This is a genomic window from Stenotrophomonas nitritireducens (genome assembly GCF_001431425.1).
Classification (GTDB): Bacteria; Pseudomonadota; Gammaproteobacteria; order Xanthomonadales; family Xanthomonadaceae; genus Stenotrophomonas; species Stenotrophomonas nitritireducens.
Genome location: NZ_LDJG01000010.1, coordinates 26923 through 51565, shown reverse-complemented (window position 1 = coordinate 51565; position 24643 = coordinate 26923). Strand labels below are relative to the sequence as shown.

General features: G+C 66.3%; 17 protein-coding genes. 10 read left to right on the top strand and 7 right to left on the bottom strand.

The window, feature by feature from the left end; all coding sequences use genetic code 11:
- Positions 1–19: 19 nt before the first annotated feature.
- The 3 genes from prpF to pbpC all read left to right on the top strand — a co-directional run bounded on the left by prpF (position 20) and on the right by pbpC (position 8926).
- Positions 20–1225: a 2-methylaconitate cis-trans isomerase PrpF gene (gene prpF, locus ABB22_RS07835; RefSeq protein ID WP_055764231.1), complete on the top strand. Its 1206-nt coding sequence runs from the start codon at positions 20–22 to the stop codon at positions 1223–1225.
- Positions 1226–1531: 306 nt separating this feature from the next.
- Positions 1532–6409, top strand: coding sequence for an alpha-2-macroglobulin family protein (locus ABB22_RS07830; RefSeq protein ID WP_425477794.1), 4878 nt, complete (start codon positions 1532–1534; stop codon positions 6407–6409).
- 57 nt (positions 6410–6466) lie between these two features.
- Positions 6467–8926, top strand: coding sequence for a penicillin-binding protein 1C (gene pbpC / locus ABB22_RS07825; RefSeq protein WP_082443446.1), 2460 nt, complete (start codon positions 6467–6469; stop codon positions 8924–8926).
- Positions 8927–9023: 97 nt separating this feature from the next.
- On the opposite strand, the gene ABB22_RS07820 is transcribed toward pbpC, so the two are convergent.
- Together ABB22_RS07820 and ABB22_RS07815 are read right to left on the bottom strand one after the other, a co-directional pair.
- The gene (locus ABB22_RS07820; RefSeq protein ID WP_055764237.1) at positions 9024–9605 is read right to left on the bottom strand and encodes a ferritin-like domain-containing protein; all 582 of its coding nucleotides are present in this window, start codon (positions 9603–9605) and stop codon (positions 9024–9026) included.
- Between the two features lie 33 nt (positions 9606–9638).
- A complete protein-coding gene (locus tag ABB22_RS07815; RefSeq protein ID WP_055764239.1) occupies positions 9639–10121 on the bottom strand; it encodes a peroxiredoxin in 483 nt (160 codons plus the stop codon).
- A 179-nt stretch (positions 10122–10300) separates the two neighbouring features.
- Between ABB22_RS07815 and ABB22_RS07810 the strand changes: the two genes are divergently transcribed.
- Both ABB22_RS07810 and ABB22_RS07805 read left to right on the top strand, forming a co-directional pair.
- Complete coding sequence (locus ABB22_RS07810; protein ID WP_235504189.1) at positions 10301–11170, top strand: S1 family peptidase; 870 nt, start codon at positions 10301–10303, stop codon at positions 11168–11170.
- A 57-nt stretch (positions 11171–11227) separates the two neighbouring features.
- Positions 11228–12127, top strand: a complete 900-nt coding sequence (locus ABB22_RS07805; RefSeq protein ID WP_055764245.1) for a DnaJ C-terminal domain-containing protein — start codon at positions 11228–11230, stop codon at positions 12125–12127.
- A gap of 523 nt (positions 12128–12650) precedes the next feature.
- Here ABB22_RS07805 and pilH read toward each other — a convergent pair.
- Positions 12651–13037 carry a twitching motility response regulator PilH gene (gene pilH, locus ABB22_RS07800; RefSeq protein ID WP_055765318.1) on the bottom strand — a complete coding sequence of 129 codons (387 nt, stop codon included), beginning with the start codon at positions 13035–13037 and terminating at the stop codon, positions 12651–12653.
- Between the two features lie 86 nt (positions 13038–13123).
- On the bottom strand, positions 13124–14119 hold the full coding sequence (locus tag ABB22_RS07795; RefSeq protein WP_055764248.1) for a YhdH/YhfP family quinone oxidoreductase: 996 nt from the start codon (positions 14117–14119) through the stop codon (positions 13124–13126).
- A 135-nt stretch (positions 14120–14254) separates the two neighbouring features.
- Between ABB22_RS07795 and hflK the strand changes: the two genes are divergently transcribed.
- The 4 genes from hflK to ABB22_RS07775 all read left to right on the top strand — a co-directional run bounded on the left by hflK (position 14255) and on the right by ABB22_RS07775 (position 18100).
- Positions 14255–15364: an FtsH protease activity modulator HflK gene (hflK, locus tag ABB22_RS07790; protein ID WP_055764251.1), complete on the top strand. Its 1110-nt coding sequence runs from the start codon at positions 14255–14257 to the stop codon at positions 15362–15364.
- Positions 15361–16224 (top strand): protease modulator HflC, encoded by an 864-nt coding sequence (gene hflC, locus ABB22_RS07785; protein ID WP_055764254.1) that lies wholly within the window; start codon positions 15361–15363, stop codon positions 16222–16224. Before hflK ends, hflC begins: the two co-directional genes overlap by 4 nt.
- 165 nt (positions 16225–16389) lie before the next feature.
- Positions 16390–16575: a DUF2065 domain-containing protein gene (locus ABB22_RS07780; protein WP_055764257.1), complete on the top strand. Its 186-nt coding sequence runs from the start codon at positions 16390–16392 to the stop codon at positions 16573–16575.
- 232 nt (positions 16576–16807) lie between these two features.
- Positions 16808–18100: an adenylosuccinate synthase gene (locus tag ABB22_RS07775; protein ID WP_055764260.1), complete on the top strand. Its 1293-nt coding sequence runs from the start codon at positions 16808–16810 to the stop codon at positions 18098–18100.
- A 437-nt stretch (positions 18101–18537) separates the two neighbouring features.
- Here ABB22_RS07775 and ABB22_RS18165 read toward each other — a convergent pair whose 3' ends face one another.
- The 3 genes from ABB22_RS18165 to ABB22_RS07760 all read right to left on the bottom strand — a co-directional run bounded on the left by ABB22_RS18165 (position 18538) and on the right by ABB22_RS07760 (position 23640).
- Positions 18538–21165, bottom strand: coding sequence for a type I restriction endonuclease (locus ABB22_RS18165; protein ID WP_152984082.1), 2628 nt, complete (start codon positions 21163–21165; stop codon positions 18538–18540).
- A 238-nt stretch (positions 21166–21403) separates the two neighbouring features.
- Positions 21404–23257, bottom strand: coding sequence for a DUF2075 domain-containing protein (locus ABB22_RS07765; RefSeq protein ID WP_055764263.1), 1854 nt, complete (start codon positions 23255–23257; stop codon positions 21404–21406).
- Positions 23254–23640 carry a nucleotide pyrophosphohydrolase gene (locus tag ABB22_RS07760; protein ID WP_055764266.1) on the bottom strand — a complete coding sequence of 129 codons (387 nt, stop codon included), beginning with the start codon at positions 23638–23640 and terminating at the stop codon, positions 23254–23256. The genes ABB22_RS07765 and ABB22_RS07760 overlap by 4 nt, the downstream gene beginning before the upstream one ends.
- A 308-nt stretch (positions 23641–23948) precedes the next feature.
- On the opposite strand from ABB22_RS07760, the gene ABB22_RS07755 reads away from it, so the two are divergent.
- On the top strand, positions 23949–24575 hold the full coding sequence (locus ABB22_RS07755) for an XAC0095 family protein (protein ID WP_200911321.1): 627 nt from the start codon (positions 23949–23951) through the stop codon (positions 24573–24575).
- Positions 24576–24643: the final 68 nt, after the last annotated feature.

Below are 24643 nucleotides of genomic sequence, written 5' to 3'. Positions count from 1 at the left end.
ATTGCAAGGAATCGTTTCGATGTCCCACCTCCCGCAGAGCCATGCTCCCCAGCAGCGCATTCCCGCCACCTACATGCGTGGCGGCACCAGCAAGGGCGTGTTCTTCCGCCTCGACGATCTGCCCGAAGTCGCGCGCGTCCCCGGCCCGGCGCGCGACGCGCTGCTGATGCGCGTGATCGGCTCGCCCGACCCCTACGGTAAGCAGACCGACGGCATGGGCGGGGCGACGTCGAGCACCAGCAAGTGCGTGATCATCGCCCCGGCCTCGGTGCCGGACCACGATGTCGATTACCTGTACGGCCAGGTCTCCATCGACAGCGCCTTCGTCGACTGGTCGGGCAACTGCGGCAACCTCAGCACCGCAGTGGGGCCGTTCGCCATCGCCAACGGCTTCGTCCCGGCCGCGCGCATCCCGCGCGACGGTACGGTGGCGGTGCGGGTGTGGCAGGCCAACATCGGCAAGACCATCATCGTGCACGTACCGGTCCGCGATGGCCAGGTGCAGGAAACCGGCGATTTCGAACTGGACGGGGTGACCTTCCCGGCGGCCGAGATCGTGCTGGAGTTCATCGATCCTTCCGACGACGAAGGCGAGGGCGGTGAGGGGCTCCAGCCCGGCATGTTCCCCACCGGCAACCTGGTCGACGATCTGGAGGTGCCCGGCGTCGGCACGCTCAAGGCGACGATGATCACCGCCGGCATCCCCACCGTGTTCGTCGACGCCGCCGCCATCGGCTACGACGGCACCGAACTGCAGCCGGCGATCAACGACGACAAGGCGGCGCTGGCCAGGCTCGAGGCCATCCGCGTGGCCGGTGCGCTGCGCATGGGCCTGATCAAGGCGCCGGAGGAAGCGGCCACGCGCCAGCACACGCCCAAGGTCGCCTTCGTGGCGCCGGCGAAGGACTACGCCGCCTCCAGCGGCAAGCACATCGCCGCCGCCGACATCGACCTCAACGTGCGCGCCATGTCCATGGGCAAGCTGCACCACGCGATGATGGGCACCGCCTCGGTTGCCATCGCCACCGCCGCGGCCGTGCCTGGCACCCTGGTGAACCTGGCCGCCGGCGGCGGGCAGCGCGACGCGGTGCGCTTCGGTCATCCTTCCGGCACCCTGCGGGTGGGCGCGGCGGTGGCCCGGGTCGACGGCCAGTGGACTGTCACCAAGGCGGTGATGAGCCGGAGCGCACGGGTACTCATGGAAGGATGGGTGCGGGTGCCTTGACGCCGCAAGCCAGTGAAGAGGGGCGGGGCAGGGCTGACGGCAAGGGCTGAGGCTGCCCCCGGTAGCGCGGGGCGGTGCCCGCCGTCGGTGGCCATGTCTCCATAGCGCCGGACAGGGGCACGGGGATTTGCCCGGGGATGCGCCAGCGGGGCGTTGCCTCGTGCTACAGGGGCGCTGGCCCGGCACCGCCTTGCGCGGTTTGCCGTGTCGGAAGCCGGTCACGGGAGTGTGGGCTTTCGCCCCCTATACTCACCGCGTCCGCAGGAGAACACCATGAACTGGAAGCAGGCGCACTGGGTCGTTGTCATGTTGTTGGTGCTGGCGCTGCTCGCCGGCTGCAAGCGCAACGAGACCGGGCAGCTGCCCGGCGCCAGCGGCGAGGCGATCCAGGCCAAGCGTGACGAGGTCAAGGGCTTCGCGCTGGTGCGCGTGTGGCCCGACCAGAAGGGCGGCGACGGCCTGTCGCTGGCGGTGGAGTTCTCCCAGCCGCTGGTCGGTACCCAGGATTTCGACAAGCTGCTGCGCTTCGAGGAAAAGGTCGGCACCGAGGACAGCAGCTGGTCGCTGTCCGACGACGGCAAGACCCTGCGCTATCCCTACGTCGAGGCGGCCAAGGACTACACCCTGATCGTCTCGGCCGACCTGCTCGCCGCCGATGGCAGCCGCCTGGGCAAGGAAGTGCGCCAGCAGGTGTTCACCGGCGAACTGAAGCCGGCCGCCGGCTTCGCCTCGCAGGGCAGCGTGCTGCCGGCGCGCGAGAGCCGCGGCCTGCCGGTGGTGTCGGTCAACGTGCCGGAAGTGGACGTCGAATTCCTGCGCGTGGGCGAGAAGAACCTGCCCACCTTCTTCAGCCAGTACCAGCGCGGCGGCCGCCGCGGCAGCTGGGAGCTGGACAGCGACTACGGCGAGCACACGCCGATCTCGCAGCTGGCCGACCCGGTCTACATCAACCGCTTCGTGCTCGGCGGCAAGCCCAACGAGCGGGTGCTGACCTACCTGCCGATCCAGGACGTCAAGGAGCTGCAGCAACCCGGCCTGTATTTCGCGGTGATGAAGCGTGCCGGCAGCTTCGAGGGCGAATACGACACCGCCTTCTTCACCGTCAGCGACATCGGCCTGCACACCCGCGCCTACAAGGAGCAGCTGTTCGTGCACACCGCCTCGCTGGCCTCCGGCGCGCCGGCGAGGAAAGTGGAACTGCGCGTGCTCGACGGCAAGGGCGAAACGGTGCTCAAGGGGCAGACCGACGCCAACGGCAATGCCCTGCTCAACTACACGCTCGACGCCTCGCACGTGCTGGTGGCCTCCAGCGGCGGCGATACCACGATGCTGCCGTTCAACCAGCCGGCGCTGGACCTGAGCGAGTTCGCCGTGGCCGGGCGACAGAACGCGAACTTCGACGTTTTCGCCTGGTCCGGCCGCGACCTGTACCGCCCCGGCGAGACCGTGCGCGTGTCGGCGCTGCTGCGCGACAACGACGGCAAGCCGCTGCCCGGCCCCGAGAAAGGCGGACAGCCGGTGTTCCTGCGGCTCAAGCAGCCCGATGGCAAGATCTTCCGCGAGACCCGGTTGCAGGCCGGCGCGCAGGGCTATTTCTCGTTCGAACAGGCGATCCCCGTCGAGGCGCCGACCGGCCGCTGGCAGGTCGAGTTCCGCACCGATCCGGCCAGCAAGGAAGCGGTGCAGGGCATGACCCTGCGCATCGAGGAATTCCTGCCCGAGCGCATGAAGCTGGACCTGGACAGCGCCCAGAAGACGCTCAAGCCCGGCGAACCGCTGAAGCTGCAGGCCGATGCGGCCTACCTGTACGGCGCGCCGGCCGACGGCAACCGCTTCACCGCCAGGCTGGCGGTGGCGGTGGAACAGCACCCGGTCGAATCGATGCCGGGCTGGTTCTTCGGCGACCCCACCGTGACCCTGCCGCGCGAAGCCAACGACGTGATCGACACCACCCTGCCCGGGGACGGCAAGCTGCGCGAGGATATCGCGCTGCCGGAAGAGGTCGGCAAGGGCACGACGGTGGCGGCGGTGGTGTCCGGCAGCGTCTACGAGACCGGTGGCCGCACGGTCACCCGCACGCTCAAGCGCGTGCTGTGGCCGGCACCGGCGCTGGTCGCGGTGCGCCCGCTGTTCAGCGACGCCGACGGCGCCGATGCCAACGCCAACGCCCGCTTCGAACTGATGCGCGTGGATGCCGACGGCAAGCCGCAGCCGGCCAAGGGGCTGAAGGTCACCCTGGTGCGCGAACTGCGCGACTACCACTGGACCTTCACCGACAACCGCTGGGACTACGACTTCACCCGCCGGTTCGAGAACAAGGACACCCGCAGCGTCGATGCCGGCGCGACCTCGGCGAAGTTCGATTTCCCGGTGGAGTGGGGCGAGTACCGGGTGGACGTGTTCGACCCGGCTACCGGCCTGACCACGCGCTATCCGTTCCGCGCCGGCTGGAGCTGGAACGACGACAACCGCGGCCTGGACGCGCGTCCGGACAAGGTCAAGCTCGCGCTCGACAAGACCGGCTACAAGGCCGGCGACACGTTGAAGGTGACGCTGACCCCGCCGCATGCCGGCCGCGGCGTGCTGATGGTCGAAAGCGACCGCATGCTCTACGTGCAGGACATCGAGGCCAAACCGGGCAGCACCTTCGAGATACCGGTCACCCAGGACTGGGAGCGGCACGACGTCTACGTCACCGCGCTGGTGTTCCGCGGCGGCAGCGCGCCGAGCAAGATCACCCCGGCGCGCGCGGTGGGCGTGGCGCACGTGCCGATGGACCGCCGCGACCGCCGCGTCGCCGTGGGCCTGGTGGCGCCGAAGCAGATGCGTCCCGAGCAGCCGATGACCGTCACCGTCAGCGCGCCGGAACTGGCCGGCAAGCCGGCGCACGTCACCGTCTCGGCGGTGGACGTGGGCATCCTCAACATCACCCGCTTCCCGGTGCCCGACGCCAACGCGCACTTCTTCGCGCAGCGGCGGCTGGGCGTGGACGCCTACGACATCTACGGGCGGGTGATCGAGAGCTTCGAGGGCAACAGCGGCAAGCTCAGGTTCGGCGGCGACATGGCCCTGCAGGCGCTGCCGCAGGCGCGGCGCCCGACCGCGCGGGTGCAGACCGTGGACCTGTTCTCCGGCCCGGTCGCGCTCGATGCCAAGGGCAATGCGCGCATCGCCCTGCAGGTGCCGGACTTCAACGGCACGCTGCGGGTGTCGGCGCTGGTGTATTCGGATACGCGTTACGGCAACCGCGACGTGGAGACCCTGGTACGCGCGCCGATCCTGGCCGAGGCCAGCATGCCGCGGGTGATGGCGCCGGGCGACCGCAGCACGGTGACCCTGGACGTGCAGAACTTCACCGGCAAGCCCGGCGAGTTCGCGGTGCGCGTGGACGGCGAGGGCCCGCTGGGCATCGGCGAAGCAGCGCGCAAGGTGCAGCTGGCCGCCGATGCCAAGCAGACCCTGAGCTTCCCGCTCACCGCGCAGGAGGGCTACACCGTGGCCAAGGTGCGGGTGCGGGTGGACGGCAACGGCTTCAAGGTCGACCGCCGCTACGACCTGCCGGTGCGTGCGGCGTGGCCGCAGGTGCTGCGCTCGCAGACCCGCACGCTCGATCCGCTGGCACCCATCACCCTGGACAGCGGCTTTGCCGGCGGGCTGATGGCCGGTTCGGTCAACGCGCGCATGCTGGTCAGTGCGTTGCCGCCGATCCCGTTCGCCTCGGCGCTGCAGGGCGCGTTGAATTACCCCTACGGCTGCGCCGAACAGACCACCAGCAAGGGCTATGCCGCGCTGCTGCTGGACCAGGCGACCTCGGCCATGCTCGGCGCCGACGGCCTGGACGCCAAGGCGCGCCGCGAGCGCATGGAAGGCGCGTTCGGGCGGCTGGCCTCGATGCAGGTGGCCAACGGCAACTTCTCGATGTGGGGCAACGACGACTACGTCAACCCGGCGCTGACCCCGTACATCGCCGAGTTCCTGCTCGACGCCAAGGATGCCGGCTTCGCGGTGCCGGACAACGTGCTGCAGAAGGCGCTGAACCGGATCAGCGAGGACCTGCTCAGCGGCGGCAACCAGTTCTACGGGCAGGACCGCCGCGACGCGTTGAAGTTCGCCAACCAGGCCTATTCGGGCTACGTGCTGGCGCGCGTCAACCGCGCCCCGCTGGGCACGCTGCGCGCGCTGTACGACAACGAGCGCGGCAAGGCGGTGACCGGCCTGTCGCTGGTCCACCTGGGCGCGGCGCTGTCGCTGCAGGGCGACGGCAAGCGCGGCCAGGCCGCCATCGCCGCCGGCTTCGGCATGGCCGGCAAGGACCGCCCGGCCTATTTCGGCGATTACGGCAGCCCGCTGCGCGATGATGCGTTGATGATCGCGCTGCTGCACGAGCGCGGCCTGGCCAAGCCCGAGTACGACGCGCGTGCGGTCAGCCTGGGGCGCACGCTGGATGCGCGCCGCAACAGCGGCTGGCTGTGGCTGAGTACGCAGGAGCAGGTGGCGCTGGCGCGGCTGGGCAAGGCGCTGATGGCCGACCAGAAGAAGCTGGTATCCGGCGAACTGGCGGTGGGCGAGGCGCGCGAGGCCATCGACGCGCGCAAGCTGTTCGCGCGCGTGTTCGACGCCGCGCAGCTGGCGCAGGGCGTGCGCTTCTCGCCGCAGGGCCAGGCGCCGATGTTCGCCAGCCTGGAAGTGGCCGGCATCCCGCGGCAGGCGCCGGCGCCGGACAACAGCGTGATCGGCATCGAGCGCGACTGGTTCACCACCGATGGCAAACCGTGGAGCCCGCGGCCGCTGAAGGAAGGCGAGGCGCTGATCGTGCGGCTGAGCGTCACCGCCAACACCGCTATGCCCAACGCGCTGCTGACCGACCTGCTGCCGGCCGGCCTGGAGATCGAGAACTTCAACCTCGGCGACGCCAAGCAGTGGGCCGACGTGGTGGTGGACGGCATCCAGATCAACGACCGCTCCAACGCCGCCGACGCCAAGCACGAGGAGTTCCGCGACGACCGCTACGTGGCCGCGCTGAACCTCTCGCGCGGCAGCACCGCGCGGGTGTTCTACCTGGTGCGCGCGGTCACCCCGGGCACCTACACCGTACCGCCGCCGCTGGCCGAGGACATGTACCGCCCCGAGCTGCGCGGCGTCGGGCGTTCCAGCCCGACCACGATCACCGTCGTGCAGCCTTGATGACGACAGCGGGCGCCTGCCCAGGCAGGCGCCCGCGCTGCAATGAATGGATGGCGGATGGCGAGCGGTACATCACAGGCACCCGCAACACAAAGCCCTTCTCCCGCCGGGAGAGGAGTGAGGGCCGGAAGCGGTAACGGCCCCGGGAAGAAGCGGAAATCCAGTAGGGTTCTACGCCTGCTCGGCCGCCTCCTGCCCTGGCTGCGCTGGGGCACGGTGACGGCGCTGTCGCTGCTGCTGGTCCTGGACCTGGCCTTCCCACCGCCGCTGCCGAAATCGCGCGATACCAGCACCCTGGTCGTCGCCCGCGACGGTACGCCGCTGCGCGCCTTTGCCGATGCCGAGGGCGTATGGCGCTATCCGGCCGACGCGAAGACCGTGTCGCCGCTGTACCTGCAGGCATTGCTGACCTACGAGGACCGCTGGTTCTGGCGTCACCCGGGCATCAATCCGTGGGCGCTGCTGCGCGCCGGCGGACAGATGCTGGCCGAGCGCCGCATCGTCTCCGGCGGTTCCACCCTGACCATGCAGGTGGCGCGCATCCTCGACCCGCACACGCGCACGCCGTGGGGCAAGCTCAAGCAGCTGCTGCGTGCGCTGCAGCTGGAGGCGCATCTGGACAAAGCGCAGATCCTTGATCTGTACCTGGAGCGCGCGCCCTATGGCGGCACCATCGAAGGCGTGGAGGCGGCCAGCTGGGCCTACCTGGGCAAGCCGGCGGCGCGCCTGTCGCATGCCGAAGCCGCGCTGCTGGCGGTGCTGCCGCAGTCGCCGAGCCGGCTGCGGCCGGATCGCCATCCGGAAGCGGCGCGGCAGGCGCGCGACAAGGTGCTGGCGCGCATGGCCGAACTGGGCGCATGGTCGGCCGAGGACGTGGCCGATGCGCGCGTGGAGCCGGTGGTGGCGCGCTCGCTGCAGCAGCCGCTGCACGCCGCCTTGCTGGCGCAGCGCCTGCGCAGCGCCCGGCCGCGCGCGGCGCACATCCAGACCACGCTCGACAGCGGCCTGCAGCGCACGCTGGAAGAACGCGTGGCCGCGTATTTCTCGCAGCTGCCCGAGCGCACCTCCGCCGCGCTGCTGGTGATGGACAACGCCACGCTGGAGGCGCGCGCCTACGTCGGTTCGGTGGCGTTCGGCGACAAGGCGCGGCTGGGTCACGTGGACATGGTGCAGGCCTGGCGTTCGCCCGGCTCCACGCTCAAGCCGTTCCTGTACGGCATGGCGCTGGACGACGGGTTGATCCATTCCGAAAGCCTGCTGGTCGATGCGCCGCAGAGCTTCGGCGGCTATCGCCCCGGCAACTTCGATGCCGCCTTCAACGGCCCGGTGGGCGCGGCCACCGCGCTGCGGCTCTCGCTCAACGTGCCGGCGGTGGACCTGCTCGACCGCGTCGGCCCGTCGCGCTTCGCCGCGCGGCTGGGCAACGCCGGCATCAAGCTGCGCTTCCCGCATGGGGTGCAGCCCAACCTGGCGCTGATCCTCGGCGGCACCGGCGCGCGCCTGGAGGACCTGGTCGGCGCCTTCGCCGCGCTCAACCGCGAGGGCATCGCCGGGCGCGTGCGCTACACCCCGGACGATCCGCGGATCGAGCGCCGGCTGGTGTCGCCGGGCGCGGCGTGGATCGTGCGCGACATCCTGCAGTCCAATCCGCGCCCCGGCTACGGTGTGGGTACGTTCGACACCGGCAGCCGGCCGCCCGTGGCATGGAAGACCGGCACCAGCTACGGCTACCGCGACGCCTGGGCGATCGGCAGCACGCGCCGCTACACCGTCGGCGTGTGGGTGGGGCGCCCGGACGGCACGCCGCTGCCCGGTCAATACGGCGCGGTCACCGCGCTGCCGCTGATGTTCGAGGTGATCGACAGCCTGCCGCGCCAGCCCGGCGACAGCGCCGCGCCGGCGGTGCCGGCCAGCGTCGATGAGGTGGATGTGTGCTGGCCGCTGGGCATCGCCGCGGCCGATACGCCGCCGGCGATGTGCCAGCGGCGGCTCGAGGCGCTGGTGCTGGATGGCACCGTGCCGCCGACCTTCGCCGAACGCGATGCGCGGCTGTGGCAGTCGGGCCAGGTGCGCTTCGAGGTCGATGCGCGCAGCGGCCAGCGGCTGTCGGCCGGCTGCGAGGGCCACCCGCAGCGGCAGGCGCGCGAGGTGGCGCGCTGGCCGGCGCTGGCCTCGCCGTGGCTGTCGCAGGTGCAGCGGCAGGCGCAGCGCCTGCCTCCGCTGGCGCCCGATTGCCCCGACGATGGCCGAGGCAACGACGGCATGCTGCACATCGACGGACTCACCGACCGCGCCACGCTGGCGCGCGCGCCCGGCGCCACGCACGGGCCGCGCCTGCAACTGCGGGCGATCGGCAGCGAGGCGACGGTGCAGTGGCTGCTGGATGGGCGCTGGATCGCGCAGACCGAAGGCGCGCGTACGTTCGTGCGCGATTTCGACGAACCCGGCGAGCACAGCCTCACAGCGCTGGCCGCGGACGGCGCCTGGACGCGCATCCGCTTCCGCGTGGCGCAGTGAGCGGCATATCTCTGCAGGTGCGAGGTTCGTCTCGCACGCCTTTCGTGGCCGATGTCGGGAAAGCCAGGTGCCGGGCGAGCCCGCCATCTACCGCGTTTTACTCGCCGATCCACCCGTCGAGCATGTCGGCGAAGTCGTCGGCGTGGTCTTCTTCCTGCGCCAGGATGTGCTCCAGGATGCGCTTGGTGGTGGTGTCCTTGTCGCCGACGAAGTTGATCATCTCGCGGTAGCTGTCGATGGCGATGCGCTCGGCGATGAGGTTCTCGCGCACCATGTCGCGCAGGTTGCCGCCTTCCTTGTACTCGGCATGCGAGCGCGCGGTGAGCGTATCCGGGTTGAAGTCCGGCTCGCCGCCCAGCTGCACGATGCGCTCGGCCAGCATGCCGGCGTGCGCCTGCTCCTGCTGCGCATGCTCCAGGAACTCGGCCTTCACCGCGTCGGCGAGCATGCCCTTGGCCATGTAGTAGTGGCGGTAATAGCGCAGCACGCATACCCACTCGGTGGCCAGCGCATCGTTGAGCAGCTTGATCACCATCTTGCGGTCGGCGCTGTAGGTCGGCGTGATCGCGCCGTCCTCGATGCTCTTGCGTGCGTTGGCGCGCAGGGTCTTGCGGTCGGTGATGGCAGTGGCCGTGGCCGGGACGGTCGTGGCCTTCTTGCTGGCGGGCTGCTTGCTCATGGCTGGCGTGCTCCGTGGTGGAAAGGGGGATCGCTACTCCGGAAGATGGGCGAGCATGTACTCGGCCGAGGACACCTCGAACCTGCCGGGTTCCTCGACATGCACGCCGCGGACGGTGCCGTTGTCCACGTACAGCGCGAACCGGCGCGAACGCATGCCCATGCCCGACCCGCTGGCGTCCATCTCCAGCCCCAGCGCGCGGGTGAAGTCGCCGTTGCCGTCGGACAGCATCATCAGCCCGTCCGGCACCGACTGCGACTTGGCCCAGGCCTGCATCACGAACGGGTCGTTCACCGCCATGCAGAACACCTCGATGCCGCGGCTGCGGAACTGCTCGAAATGCTCGACATAGCCGGGCAGGTGGCGCGCCGAACAGGTCGGGGTGAACGCGCCCGGCACCGCGAACAGCACCACCTTGCGGCCATCGAACAGCGCCTGCGTGTCGATGGTTTCCAGGCCTTCGCGGATGCGCTTGAGGGTCACTTCCGGGATGCGGTCGCCGACGTGGATGGTCATGGGGTTCTCCTGCTATGGATTGAAGTCTATGGACCGGGGGTTGAGGGTTGCGTCAACGGCTTGAAAAGAAAGTCTTCACGCCGCATTTCCCCACATGGGAACGATACCGGCATTGTCGCCGCTAAAATGGCGCTCCGACGCTTCCCGGCGCCATGTCCGCCCACACCAAGGCATCGCACGTGACCCGACTCCTGTTGCTCCTGTTGCTTGCCGCGGTGTCATCGGCCGCCGGCGCCGTCGTGATCCGGCACGATGTCGATGACGCGGAGTACCGGATCCCGGCTTCCGATTTTCCCGCCCTGGTCGACATGCCCGGCGAGGGGCACGGCGTCCTGATCGCACCGCAGTGGGTCGTCACTGCGGCCCATGCGATCCCGGCGCACGCGCCGCTCGATCAGGTGAGCATCGGCGGCATCGCCCGCGAGGTGGAACGCGTGGTCACGCATGCGGGCTACAGGACGCTGCCGCAGGCGCTGATCGACCAGGCCATGGCCAGCGGCGAGGCCATGTTGATCGTGGTGTTCCTTGCCGGGTCCGACGACATCGCGCTGGTCAGACTGGCCCGGCCGGTGACGGATGTGGCTCCCGTCGCCCTCTACCGCGACAGCGACGAGGCGGGCCAGGTCGTCCAGATCGTGGGGAAGGGCGCCACCGGCACGGGCGCCACCGGGCACAATCCCGCCGGCCCGAACCGGACGGAGTTGCGCCGCGCGTTCAACAGGGTCACCAGCGCTTACGACCGCTGGTTCTGCTACGTGTTCGACGAACCGCCCGCAGCGCTGCCGCTGGAGGGCGTCATCGGCAACGGCGACAGCGGCGGTCCGGCGCTCATCCAGGCCGATGGGCAGTGGCGCCTGGCCGGGCTGGCCTCGTGGAAGGTGGTCCAGGGCAATGTGCTGACTGCCCGTCCCGGGCGCTACGGTCAGACCGTCTGCAATGTCCGCCTGGGCCATTACCGGGAGTGGATCGAGAGCGTGATGGCCGGGCAGGCGCAGGCACAGGCTTACAATTCGTTCGACGGGCCGACGCCGCTTCGCGGCGGGGCCTGATTCTGGCAATGGCCGTCGCCACGCGGCGGCGGACCGACTTTCTGTAAAGGTGTCTGGATGGAATTCAAGGATTACTACGCGACATTGGGCGTGGAGCCCACGGCCGGCGATGCCGAGATCAAGACCGCCTACCGGCGGCTGGCGCGCAAGTACCACCCGGACGTGAGCAAGGAAGCCGGCGCCGAGGAGAAGTTCAAGGCCGTCAACGAGGCCTACGAGGCGCTGCGCGATCCGGCCAAGCGCCAGGCCTACGACCAGCTGCGCGCGCGCGGCTACCGGCCCGGCGAGGAGTTCCAGGCGCCGCCGGATTTTGGCGGCGGCCAGGGCTTCGACTTCGAGGAAGTGTTTGGTGGCGGTGGCGCCGGCGGCGGCTTCAGCGATTTCTTCGAGAGCCTGTTCGCGCGCCAGCGGGGCGGCGGCCGCGCGCATGGCGGTTTCGAGGGCTTCGGCGGCAGCGCCGGCCCGCAGCCGATGCGCGATACCCGCGCCAAGCTGTCGGTGCCGCTGGAAGCGGCCTACGGCGGCGATACGCTGCGCATCAACGTCGATGGCCGCCAGCTTGACGTGCGCGTGCCCAAGGGCATCCGCCCGGGGCAGGTGATCCGTCTGGCCGGACAGGGCAGCGGCGGCGGCAACCTGATGCTGGAAGTGGAATACGCCGCGCACCCGCAGTTCGAGGTGGACGGCCGCAACATCCTCTACACCCTGCAGGTCACGCCCTGGCAGGCGGCGCTGGGCACCAGCATCAGCGTGCCGACCCTGGGCGGCGCGGTGGAACTGAAGGTGCCGGCCGATTCTGACAGTGGCCGCAAACTGCGCCTGCGCGGCCGCGGCCTGCCGGGCAAGCCGGACGGCGACCAGATCGTCGAACTGGAAGTGATCGCCCCGGTGGCGACCAACGAGGCCCAGCAGAAGGCCTACCGCGCGCTGGCCAAGGCGTTCGGCGAGAAGGTGTAAAGCCGCAGGGGTGATCGCGGTGGGCCTTTGCCGGCGAAGCCCCAGCGGGGCGTTGCCCCGCTCTACAACGGGCTGGATCGCCGCGGTTCTGTAGCGCCGGGCAGCGCCCGGCGGGGCCTTGCCGGGAAAGCTTCAGCGGGGCGTTGCCCCGCTCTACAAACGGCTGGATCGCAGCGGTTCTGTAGCGCCGGGCAGCGCCCGGCGGGGCCTTGTCGCGAAAGCCCCAGCGGGGCGTTGCCCCGCTCTACAAAGGGCTGGATCGCCGCGGTTCTGTAGCGCCGGGCAGCGCCCGGCGGGGCCTTGCCGGGAAAGCTCCAGCGGGGCGTTGCCCCGCTCTACAAACGGCTGGATCGCAGCGGTTCTGTAGCGCCGGGCAGCGCCCGGCGGGGCCTTGCCGGGAAAGCTTCAGCGGGGCGTTGCCCCGCTCTACAAAGAGCTGGATCGCAGCGGTTCTGTAGCGCCGGGCAGCGCCCGGCGGGGCCTTGCCGGGAAAGCTCCAGCGGGCGATGCCCGTTTCGTGAGATCAAGCCTGGGGAGCGTCGCCACTGCCTTCGAACACCCGCGCGATCACCTCGGACAGCTCGTCCTCGGAGAACGGCTTGGTGATGTAGGCCTTGGCGCCCTGGCGCATGCCCCACAGGCGGTCGGTGTCCTGGTCCTTGGTGGTCACCAGCACCACCGGGATGTGCGCGGTGCTGGCCTCGCGCTTGAGCGTGCGCGTGGCCTGGAAGCCGTTGAGATTGGGCATCACCACGTCCATCAGCACCAGGTCGGGCAGGACCGACTTGGCGGCCTCCACGCCGGCGGCGCCGTCGGTGGCGGTGAAGGTTTCATGCCCCAGTTTTTCGACGATGCGCTGGATGCCGAGCAGCTGCGACGGCGAATCGTCCACGATCAGGATGCGCGCCACGTTCTTCCCCAAGATGATGTCGCCGGCATAGTGTCGGCCCGCCCGCGGCGCGAAGCAACCTGTATGCGCGCGCCGCGCGGCCGCATTCAGTCGATTCTTACGACCGTGCGCCCGAACGAACCGCCGGCCAGCATGGTGGCGAAGACCTCGGGCAGGCCGTCCAGGCCCACTTCGCGCGTGCAGATGGTGTCCAGGTGGCGCGGCTTCCAGTCCTCGCCCAGGTGCTGCCAGACCTGTTCGCGGATGTCGCGCGCGGTGCCGGCCGAGGCCACGCCCAGCAGCGACACGCCGCGGATGATGAAGGGCATCACCGTCATGTCCAGCTGCGCGCTGGCGGCCAGGCCGGCCGAGGCGACGTTGCCGTAGGGCGCGGTCTGCGCCAGCAGGCTGGTGAGCATGGCGCCGCCGACATTGTCCAGGCCGCCACCGAAGCGCGCCGATTCCATCGGCCGGGTGGTGGCCAGCGCGTCGCGGCCCAGCACTTCGCTGGCGCCGAGCCTGGTCAGGTAGTCCTTCGCCTCGGCCTTGCCGCTGATGGCGTGCACCTCGAAGCCGGCGCGGCTGAAGATGTCCACCGCCAGCGAGCCGACCCCGCCGGTGGCGCCGGTCACCGCCAGCGGGCCGTGTTCCGGCGTCTGCCGGTTGTCCTTCATGCGCAGCAGGGCCAGCGCGGCGGTGAAGCCGGCCGTGCCCAGCACCATGGCCTCGCGCAGCGACAGCCCCGCCGGCAGCGGGATCGCCCACTTCGATTCCAGCCGCACGTACTGGCCGTAGCCGCCGTCGCGGGTCTCGCTCAGGCCGCAGCCGGTGGCCAGCACCGCATCGCCCTCGCGGAACGCAGGATCCGTGGAGGCGACCACCTCGCCGGCCACGTCGATGCCGCCCACCAGCGGGAAGCGGCGCAGGATCTTGCCCTGGCCGGTGCCGGCCAGGGCGTCCTTGTAGTTGACCGAGGACCAGCGGGCGCGCACCACCACCTCGCCGGGGCTCAGCTGGTCCAGCGCGATCTGCTCCAGCCCGCCGCGGTAGCCGGCGTCGTCGTTGTGGATGCGGAAGGCGGTGAACGGAGCGTGGGCGGACATGGCGCGGCCTGCAGCGGAACGGGGGAATAACCAAGATAGCGGTTGCGAAACGTCAGGTCTGCCCCATCTTGTAGAATCGAAACCCGATTGAGACGGCTGGCGGCCCCGCGCCCGGCCCTGACAGATGGAGCATGCATGGCCTGGAACACACCTGGCGGCAACGAGAGTGGCGGCCCCGCCGACAACCGGCGCGGCTCGCGCTCGCCGCGCGGCGGCAATGGCGGCGGCGGATGGGGCGGGCTGCCCGGCCCGCTGCGCGACCTGTTCGACGGCGGCATCTGGCGCTGGGTACTGCTGGCGGTGGCGCTGCTGGTGCTGCTGTCCAGCTTCCAGCTGATCGGCGAACAGCAGCGCGGCGTGGTGCTGCGCTTCGGCCAGTTCTCGCGCATCCTGCAGCCGGGCCCGAATTTCAAGCTGCCGTGGCCGATCGAATCGGTGGTCAAGGTCAACGCCACCCAGATCAAGACCTTCAGCAGCAACGTGCCGGTGCTCACCCGCGACGAGAACATCGTCAACGTGGCGTTGAACGTGCAGTACCGCGTCGACGACCCGCGCCTGTACCAGTTCGGCACCATCGACGCCGACCAGGTGCTGGAGCAGTCGGCGCAGAGCGCGGTGCGCGAGCAGGTCGGCCGCGCCGACCTCAATACCGTGCTCAACAACCGCGGCCCGCTGGCCGTGGCCGCCGAGCAGCGCCTGCAGGCCTCGCTCAAGGCCTACCGCACCGGCCTGGTGGTCACCGGCCTGACCCTGCCCGACGCCCGCCCGCCGGAAGAAGTGAAGCCGGCCTTCGACGAGGTCAACGGCGCCCAGCAGGTCAAGGAACGCCTGATCAACGAAGCTCAGGCCTACGCCGCCAAGGTCGTGCCGGAAGCGCGCGGCCAGGCCTCGCGCGCCCGTACCACCGCCGAAGGCTACAAGCAGGCCATCGTCGCCCGCGCCGAAGGCGACGCGCGCCGCTTCACCCTGCTGCAGGCCGAGTACAAGAACGCGCCGGAAGTCACCCGCAAGCGCCTGTGGCTGGAAACCGTGCAGCAGGTGCTGGCCGAAAACCGCAAGGTCATCGGCGGCGACGGCCGCCAGCTGATCTACGTGCCGATGCCGGCCGACGCCGGCAAGACGGGCAACGCCCCGCAACTGACCCCGGAAATGGCGGTGCCGGCACTGCCGGCCGCCACGGACAGCATTCGCAACGCGGACCGCTCGGTCTCGCGCTCGGCAAACCGTGAGGAGGCCGGCCGATGAAGAATTCCCTGTTGATTGGCCTGCTGGTCGTCCTGCTGCTGGGCCTGCTGGGCTCGGTCTACGTGGTGCGCGAAGACCAGACCGCCATGGTGCTCAACCTGGGCAAGGTGGTGCGTTCGGACATCAAGCCCGGCCTGCACTTCAAGGTGCCGCTGGTGGAAACGGTGCGCGTGTTCGACCGCCGCTTCCAGGTGCTGGACACCGCCCCGGCGCGCTACTTCACCGCCGAGCAGAAGGACGTGAGCGTCGACTTCTTCGCCATCGGCTACATCTCCGACGTGCGCGCCTACTACCGCGCCACCGGCGGCGACGGCAAGGTGGCCAACGCCCGCCTGGCACCGATCATCACCGACTCGCTGCGCAACCAGATCAACTCGCGCACGCTGCGGCAGCTGGTCTCCGGCGACCGCGAGGAACTGATCGCCGGGCAGCTCAAGGGCATCAACGAGGCGGTGCAGACCCTGGGCATGCAGATCATCGACCTGCGCATCAAGCAGATCGACCTGCCCACCGACAGCCAGGTGATCACCGACGTCTACGAGCGCATGCGCGCCCAGCGCAAGCAGGAAGCGGCCAAGCTGCGCGCCGAAGGCGAGGAGCAGTCGCTGACCATCCGCGCCCAGGCCGACCGCGAAAGCACCGTGCTGGTGGCCGAGGCCGAGCGCGACGCCCAGCAGCTGCGCGGCGAAGGCGATGCCCAGGCCGCGGCCATCTACGGCAAGGCCGGCTCGGCCGACCCGGCGTTCTACGCCTTCTACCGCAGCCTGGAGGCCTACCGCGGTTCCATGGCCGATGGCAACGGCGTGATCGTGCTGGACAAGAACGACCCGTTCCTCCAGTACCTCAAGAACGACCGCTGAGCCCAGAAGCCCCAGCTTCTATAGCCCCTCTCCCTCCGGGAGAGGGGTTGGGGTGAGGGGCAGGGGGCGAAGCCCTCGAGTTGTCTCCCCCAGCGCTCCAGCCCACGCACCCTCATCCGCCCTACGGGCACCTTCTCCCGGAGGGAGAAGGGGAGACAGCACCCCATGCAAGACCTCCTCTCCGCCCTCTGCCTCGTCGCCGTCCTCGAAGGCCTGTTCCTGTTCGCCGCCCCCTTCGCGTGGAAGCGCATGGCCGCGCGCCTGCTGGAACTGCCCGCTGCCGCCCTGCGCCAGTCCGGCGCGGTGATGCTGGCCATCGGCCTGGCCGTGCTGTGGTGGCTGCGCCACTGAACCGCTGCCGGACGGCCGCCCCGGCCTGAACCCGCGGGGGTGGTAGCCGTCAGGCAAAACCCGGATAATCCAGAAAAGCCGGCCGGGGCACTCCCGTTCGGCTTTTTCCGTGTAAGGCCCTGGCGTTTGCCGGCCGCCCCCCGATGGGGCCGCCACACTGGCAGGCCCGCCGGCCCCGCACGGTCCCGTCCGCGGCCCCGATGGCCGCAGCCAACTCAGGAGTTCACCCGTCATGGGTCAATCAGTTGTTGTTCTCGGCGCCCAGTGGGGCGATGAAGGCAAGGGCAAGATCGTCGATCTGCTCACCGAGGAAATCGGTGCCGTCGTGCGTTTCCAGGGCGGCCACAACGCCGGCCACACCCTGGTCATCAACGGCAAGAAGACCGTCCTGCACCTGATTCCGTCCGGCATCCTGCGCGACGACGCGCTGTGCCTGATCGGCAATGGCGTGGTGATTTCCCCGGCCGCGCTGCGCAAGGAAATCGAAGAACTGGAAATGGCCGGCGTGGAAGTGCGCTCGCGCCTGAAGATCTCCCCGGCCGCGCCGCTGATCATGCCGTACCACATCGCCCTGGACCAGGCGCGCGAGAAGGCCGCCGGCGGCAAGGCCATCGGCACTACCGGCCGCGGCATCGGCCCGGCGTACGAAGACAAGGTGGCGCGCCGCGGCATCCGCATCGCCGACCTGCACTACCCGGAACAGCTGGCCGAAAAGCTGCGCGCCGCGCTGGACTACCACAACTTCGTGCTGACGAAGTACCTGGGCGTGGAGCCGGTGGACTTCGACACCGTCTACGCCGAAGCGCTGGCCTTCGGCGAGTATGTCGAGCCGATGAAGAGCGATGTGGCCGGCATCTGCCACGACCTGCGCAAGCAGGGCAAGCGCGTGCTGTTCGAAGGCGCGCAGGGCGCGCTGCTGGACATCGACCACGGCACCTACCCGTACGTCACCAGCTCCAACACCACCGTGGGCGGCGCGCTGGCCGGTGCCGGCGTGGGTGCCGACGCCATCGACTACGTGCTGGGCATCGCCAAGGCCTACGCCACCCGCGTCGGCGGCGGCCCGTTCCCGACCGAACTGGACGACGAAATCGGCCAGGGCATCCGCGACCGCGGTGCCGAATACGGCGCCTCCACCGGCCGCCCGCGCCGCTGCGGCTGGATGGACATCGTCGCGCTCAAGCGCGCCGTGGCCATCAACGGCATCTCCGGCCTGTGCATCACCAAGCTCGACGTGCTCGACGGCATGGAAAAGCTCAAGGTGTGCATCGCCTACGAATACCGCGGCAAGCGCACCGAATACGCCCCGCTGGACGCGCAGGGCTGGGAAGAGTGCACCCCGGTGTACCTGGAATTCCCGGGCTGGAGCGAAAACACCCACGGCATCACCAACTGGGACGACCTGCCCCCGGCCGCGCGCGCCTACCTGCGCTCGCTGGAAGAACTGGCCGGCTGCCCGATCAGCATCGTCTCCACCGGCCCGGACCGGGATCACACGATGGTGTTGCGGGATCCGTGGGGGTGAGGTGCTAGCTCCACAGGAGCTGGGGCGCTAGTTTCGATGTGATGATGTTGTACCAAGAAGCCCCGTATTTGCGGGGCTTTTTGTTGCTGCTGCTTAAGAAAATTTTCGCTTATCGCTAGCAATAAATGGAGCGCTTTTGGGCGCCGACTTAGGGCGGTGTCCCATTTCAATTGTCAGTTTGTACATCAGAGAATTTGCGGGGATTACAAGAAGAACATCAAGGTAATGTTCGCTTTCAGCCAGCAGCAGTCGGGGCGGAGGAGGCTATCGGTCAATGTCAGAAAATGACAATGACCCCGTTCGCGAAGTGGGCTTGGCCTTATTCCTCCCTCACTCAGTTGCAGTGCAGGCACTGAAGGGGGTGAAACTGGGACGAAGGCGATCCTCTCCGTCCCGGTTATATCGGCGCTGGCCGCCCTTTCTGCGGACTTTTCCGCTTACTTGTCAATCAACTTGAGATCGAACCTGCGCCGATTGACATCATACTTAATTACCTCGATAAGCACCCAGTCGCCAGTTTCGATGTCCGCACCAAAACCATTGAAATTCGTTCGGTGAACAAGGCCGTGCCCGCGGACACCAAAGTCAACAAAGAATCCATAATGTTGAACAGAGGCTACTTGTCCTGGCTCCTGCGCGCCAGGAGGGTACTGGGCCAACAATCCCTCGTATGCGCGATAAGCTTTATCGTTGTCTCTCAAGCGCGCGACCTTTTCACGCGCATCAGCAATGACCTCCAAGTAGGTCGGTCGAACTTCGGATACCAGACGCACATCGCCAATGAGATATTGCGCACGGTATCGTTCCAGAAAATCCAACAAAAGCACAGAGCTACTGAGTGCAGCTTGACGGCTATCCGCCGGGAACACGCCCCGGCCGACCATGTTATCCGCAACCCTCCGCGCGGCATCTCTGGAATCAAACAACACATCTTCAGCAACCGCACTTAGATAGTTCACATCAGAAATCAATTCCAAATGAATGAACCCAGCAGGCGCGATTGTGATCAAGTCGCATGAGTCGATGCTTGAGCCCTGGCTCTCGGAGTCAATGCACTCCGCATCAGAAAGAACCTGTACTTCATGTAAGACTCGCTCGGCGGAGAATCCGAACTCTTCAAGAGCAGCAACCAGCTGGGATACTTGGTGAAAGCCTTTGGTTCTGTTGGGGCCATACTCACTTCTCCGCTCTCGGAGCCACTGAAGTATAGAGATGCGGATGAATGGGTTCGGCAACGCATCATCTTGGGTTGCGGAAAAAAGATTATTAATGCCAGAATAAACGTCTGAATAATAACGGCGCTGTCCTTTTAAAAGGATTTTTGAGATTATATGATTAGGAATCTTGTGCTCGCCGTCCGAGCTCCTAATCTTAAGTATTTCAGATTCGTTGATATATCCGCTTTTGCAGAAATCCAAGACAATCTCAAGCCCTCGTCGAACATTCCGGCCCGCCAGTCCAGTAATGATTCTTCTAAAAAAACCGTCTTGAAAAAGCGAGGCGACAATAGATTTTAAGTAGTCGCCAACATCTTCGCGTTTACAATCCACGCGCATTCCGTTAGGAAGGTGATAGACGAATGCGCTTGATGATGCTGCTATTTCACGAATCGCATATTTGAGGCGTGCATATATTACCTGTTCGAGCAAGGGTGGATCAATGCGAAACACCAGATCCTTTATTACAGTATCTAGCGGAGGTTCCAAGCGATATTGATCGTATGTAGTGTCACGCAAGGGGAGGAAAATGGTGCATGAGAGGCGATCCTTTAACCAGGTTGCCACTTCAAACATTAGCAATTGATCTTCGCGTCCACGCTTGTCACAATTATCAAGAACAACGATAAGGTGCTTGCCGCGACCCTTATAAAAGAACTCTATGAATGCCCTTGCGGTCTCAAGTCTGTCAGACTCTACCCGCTTAAGTTCGTCGAAAATCGCCTGTCGGAATTGCTCAGATTCAACGGGGAACAACGCGGCTCTTCCTTTCTCGACCCTCGACAGCTGAGCCGAATAGACCTTTCGAAGAAAGGATAGATCGTCAAAATCCACGTCTGGAAATTTTTCCTTTGTGGCGCGTATAAGCTCGTCAAGAATCCAGTCGTAGATTTTTTCCTTAGAAAGAGGCGCAAGATTGAGATTGAGGCTCACCCATGCTGTTGTACCTATAAGGTCGCTCGGCAACCCTTCAACACGCAGGTAGTCTGTGAATGTCGACTTGCCCGACCCAACGCTGCCGATCAGCAGGCACAATTCATTGCTCCGGCCCGCGATACGTCGCAACTGATTGGTTACCTCGATTGGCTTCTTGAGATCACTAATTTCCCTGGCATCACGAATATGGGACGGAATGGCTGCGCGAATGATGCGGTCGATCGGGCCGACATGTGACATTCGACGTCGCGATGTTACGTAAGCATTCCGAACAATTCGCTCACGATCAGCTGTGCTTTCGGGATTGAATAAATATTTATACTCAATAGATATATTCGCGCCGAAGGAATTTTCACCCACCGTTTCTTCAGCCACCGACTTTCCGCCAATCTGTGACGTCGGCTTTACAAATTCAGCCGAATGGGAAGCAGTCCTAAGAACCTCACGTGCCGCCTTCGTAAGTGTTGCCGACCCAGCGAATGCAGCCAATTCGTCGAAGCCTTTTTCAAGGGGGGCAAGAGATTCGGCCGCCAGGTCGACGACGTATTTAATCTGATCCCAGTATCCAGCAACAACGCGAGCTCCATCTGATGCGAGAATCCGTGAACAGGGGTTTAGGCCGTTTGAATAGGAGGCATTAATCTCCGTTGCATATAGGCGCGCCTCGCGGAACGCCTCTTCAAGGTCCTCGCCAGGTGCCTTTGCTTCAACGATAAGGACCGGGACACCCTCGACAACAATCGCGTAGTCGGGGTAATAAATTTTCTTGGAGTTGCCTTTGTCGATCGTCAGGCGTTTTATATTTGCCTTCGTCTTAACCTGCGGGTGGGTATATCCAAGGCCATCTGGAGTTGGCGAAGTAAGCAGTGGATAAATGAACTGTTGCTCAACGTCGCTTTCGGTCTTGTACATTTGCCTTTCCTTTAGATTTCGTCAGTTCAAGAATCGAAGTTTAACGAAACACATCTAGCTACAACACGCTCATCAGGTGCGGACTGCCGTCGCGCATTCTGTGCTCGTAATACAGCTTCCTGGATCTTGCCGCGCTGGTACATGGTGTCCATGGCGCCGAGCATGCACTAAAAGTGTCAGAGACAATTCCCTAAGAGTGCACCGTTCGCTGCCGACGGCCGCTTTGGGTCGAAAGCAGCTATCCCGATATCGCCGTTTTCAATGCTTGGTCGCCGACATAGACATAACACCCCTTCATCCCTCGGCTCATCAGTGTTTTGTAGGTATTCCGGATGATCCGATCCACCTGGTCGTGAACCTCAAAATTATTCTTGGCCTGCGACTTGTACCCCCAAATCGAACGGTCCTGCTTTGAGCGTTTGCTTGGGTCGGTGACGAGCCGGCCATCGCGCCAGGCCAGGTCGGGGCCGATGATCACGCCTACGTAGTCCATTTCCAGGCCTTGGCTGGTGTGGATGCAGCCGACCTGCTCGACGGAGTTGTCGGCGATGGCCCACAGGCTGCCGTCGCTGCCCAGATTCCATTGGGCGCGGTAGTCGTGTTCGGGGATTTCGATGTCCCAGGCGTTGGGGTCTTTCTTGCTCTTCCAGTCCCAGCAGTAGCCGGCGACCATGCGCGACTTGTTGTTGGCGCGGTTCTTCTCGCGGATCAGTTGGTGCAGGTCGCGCGGGGAGTTGACGATGCCGAACTCGAAGGCGCCGCGGTCGAAGTCGGTATTGGCGGCTTCGCGGATGCCGAGCAGGTTGTCCAGCCATGCGATGTAGCCGTCCGAGCCGGCGCAGCGGAACTGGGACGACAGTTCGAGCAGGCTGACCTCGGCGTCGAAGTAGGCGGCCCAGCGGCGCAGTTCCTCGGTATGGCCGATGTCGGACAGGGTGACTATCTGGTCGTCATCGACAAAGAACACGGTGCAACGGGCGCTGCGGATCAGTTCCATGACCTGGTTGTCGCCGAGGTTGCCGTACAGGCCGCTCTTCTCGTTGAGACGATGGGCCTCGTCCACCACCAGCACGTCGAAGACGTTGGGCTCGGTGGTGTGGAAGCCGCCGGAGCCGGAGAACAGGCTGGCGATTTCGTACTTGCGGAGATGCCCGGCCAGCTTCTGCGCGTAGACGGCGCGCGGCGCGGCGTTCTTGGAGACATATTTAGTGGTTAGGCCGCGCTTGGTCAGCTCGACCAGCAGGTTGACCGCCACGACCGATTTTCCGGTACCCGGGCCGCCCTTGACGATGACGACCTGCTTGCGGGTGTCGCTGGCCTGTGCGGCACGGGCCAAGCAGTTTTCGTAGACCAGTTTCTGGTCGTCGATCAGTACGAATTCCTCGTTGCCCTTGAGCATGCCGGCAACGCTGTCGGCCAGCATCTTGGAAGGGCGCACACGGCCGTTTTCGATGCGGTACAGCAGTTCGGCGTTGTCGCCGCGTTTGACGTGCTGCTTGATGAAGGCGCGCAGCTTCTGCTTTTCGCTCGGCCCGCGTAGGAATACCGGTGCCTTGTCCAAGTGGGCGGCATAACGTGGGTCATCGATGGCGCCGTTGCGCACGTGGTTGTGCAGGTAGGCGCAGGGCTTGAGCTGGATGCCGCCTTCGTGCACGGCCTCGTTGAAGCCTTCCAGCAGCGCAGCGTAGGACCAGGCCTGATAGCTGGGGTGGATGCCTTCACTTTCCGAGCGGCCGCCGCGCTGGGCGATGATGATGCCATCCTTGTCGGTGACCCTGGACTCGGACCACTGCTTGAGTTCTACGATGATCGCGCGCGGGTCGCTGTCGGCGGCATGGCCACTCAGAATGAAATCGATGCGCTTGTTGCTGTAGGGAATGCCGAACTCGATGCCGACGCCCATGTCATCGGGCAGGTCGTCGTCGCTGAGTACGTCCACCATCTGCATCAGCGAATGGCGCCACGCGCGGAATTCCGGGGTAGGGGCATACCGCTTGGTCTTCTGGAGGAAGGCCTGCGCGACGATTTCCTCGATGGCGTTTTCTTCCGAATCCCTGAGGAATCCGGACCGTGTGGACTGATAGACAATCACGCTGGATCTTTCCCTGATGTTTCCCCGCTTCCGTGAAGCTCGGTGTACTTGTCGCTGCGGCCTTTTGCAAGTTCGACCGGGTATTTCTTCGCGTTGAGCGCGAGTTTGCTGCGCGCGGCGTCGGCCGGGTCGATCTGCAGAACGTCGCACAGGCGCAGCAGGTAAAGCAGGACATCGGCGATTTCCGTGCCGACTTGAGCCTTGCGCTCGTCCGTCAGATTCCGGCTCTGCGCTTCGGTGAGCCACTGGAAGTGTTCCATCAGCTCACTGGCTTCGATGCTCAGGGCCATGGCGAGGTTCTTGGGGCTGTGGAACTGCTCCCAGTCGCGCTCTTGTGCGAACTGGCGCATGGCGGACTGGAGTTCATGGAGTGCGTCGGACATGGCATCGAGTTGCTGTCAGAAATTTCCGATTATGGTAATCCTCGATTGACGTCGGTGGGATCCGGTAGCATCCTCGTCCCACGGAGCCTAGAAACTCCTTGCATAGCGGTACCCACCTCCGACAAACCGGTGGGTTTTTTGTGCCTGCATGTTTGTGGGCACAGCCGACGCGATGCCTGCGTCGGGAGGGCGGCGAATACAACACCCGCAAGGGGAATAAGCCCGCCGGCTATGCACGGTTTCTAGCCTCCCGACTTCCCGTCCGCCGTTCGCGGCGGGCGGCCACTTCATGGAAGGAGGCGGCAACGATGGCGAAGCACACGTTGGACGATGACCGGCCGGGCTATTACCTGCCCGAGGACAGCCAGCAGCGGCTGGTACGGCTGAGCGACCACATCAAATTCCTGCTGCGGTTGATGCAGCCGCTGGTGGATGCGGCGGACGAGCCGGTGCGCGAGGTGCGCATGGGCGAGGTGGCGTTCTGTCTGGAACTGCTGGGCGACCAAGTGGATCTGGTGCTGGACGAGGTGTCGTGGCCGGCGCGGCGGGCGATGCAGGCGAGCGCTTCTGCCCGCGATGCTGTGGACGAGGCGTTGGGCTACACCTTCGGTGTCACGCTGGCGCAGATCGACACGCTAGATGGGCTGGTGCGCACGCTCGCCGCGCATGGTGATGTGCTGGCGGGTAGCGATGCGGCTGGATTGGCGGGCGGTACGTTGCCGTCGATGGGGCGCGCGGTGTTCGATGCGGCGGCGGCCGTGCGCGGTGTGCTGGATGAAGTGGAAACACAGCGGCTGGCGGCAGGCGCCGATGCGCGCTTCCGGGTGGGTGAGGCGCGGGCGGTGTATGCGGTGCCGCGTGCATTGCCGGCGCGGCTGTCCACGGATCAGGTGCAGGTAGCGGCGGAACTTTCGTATGGCGACTACCTGCACTGAGGGTTGAAGCGAGGCACGGCGCAGGGCGGTGCAGCTATGGGCGGACGGGCTGTCGGCACGCCCGTAAT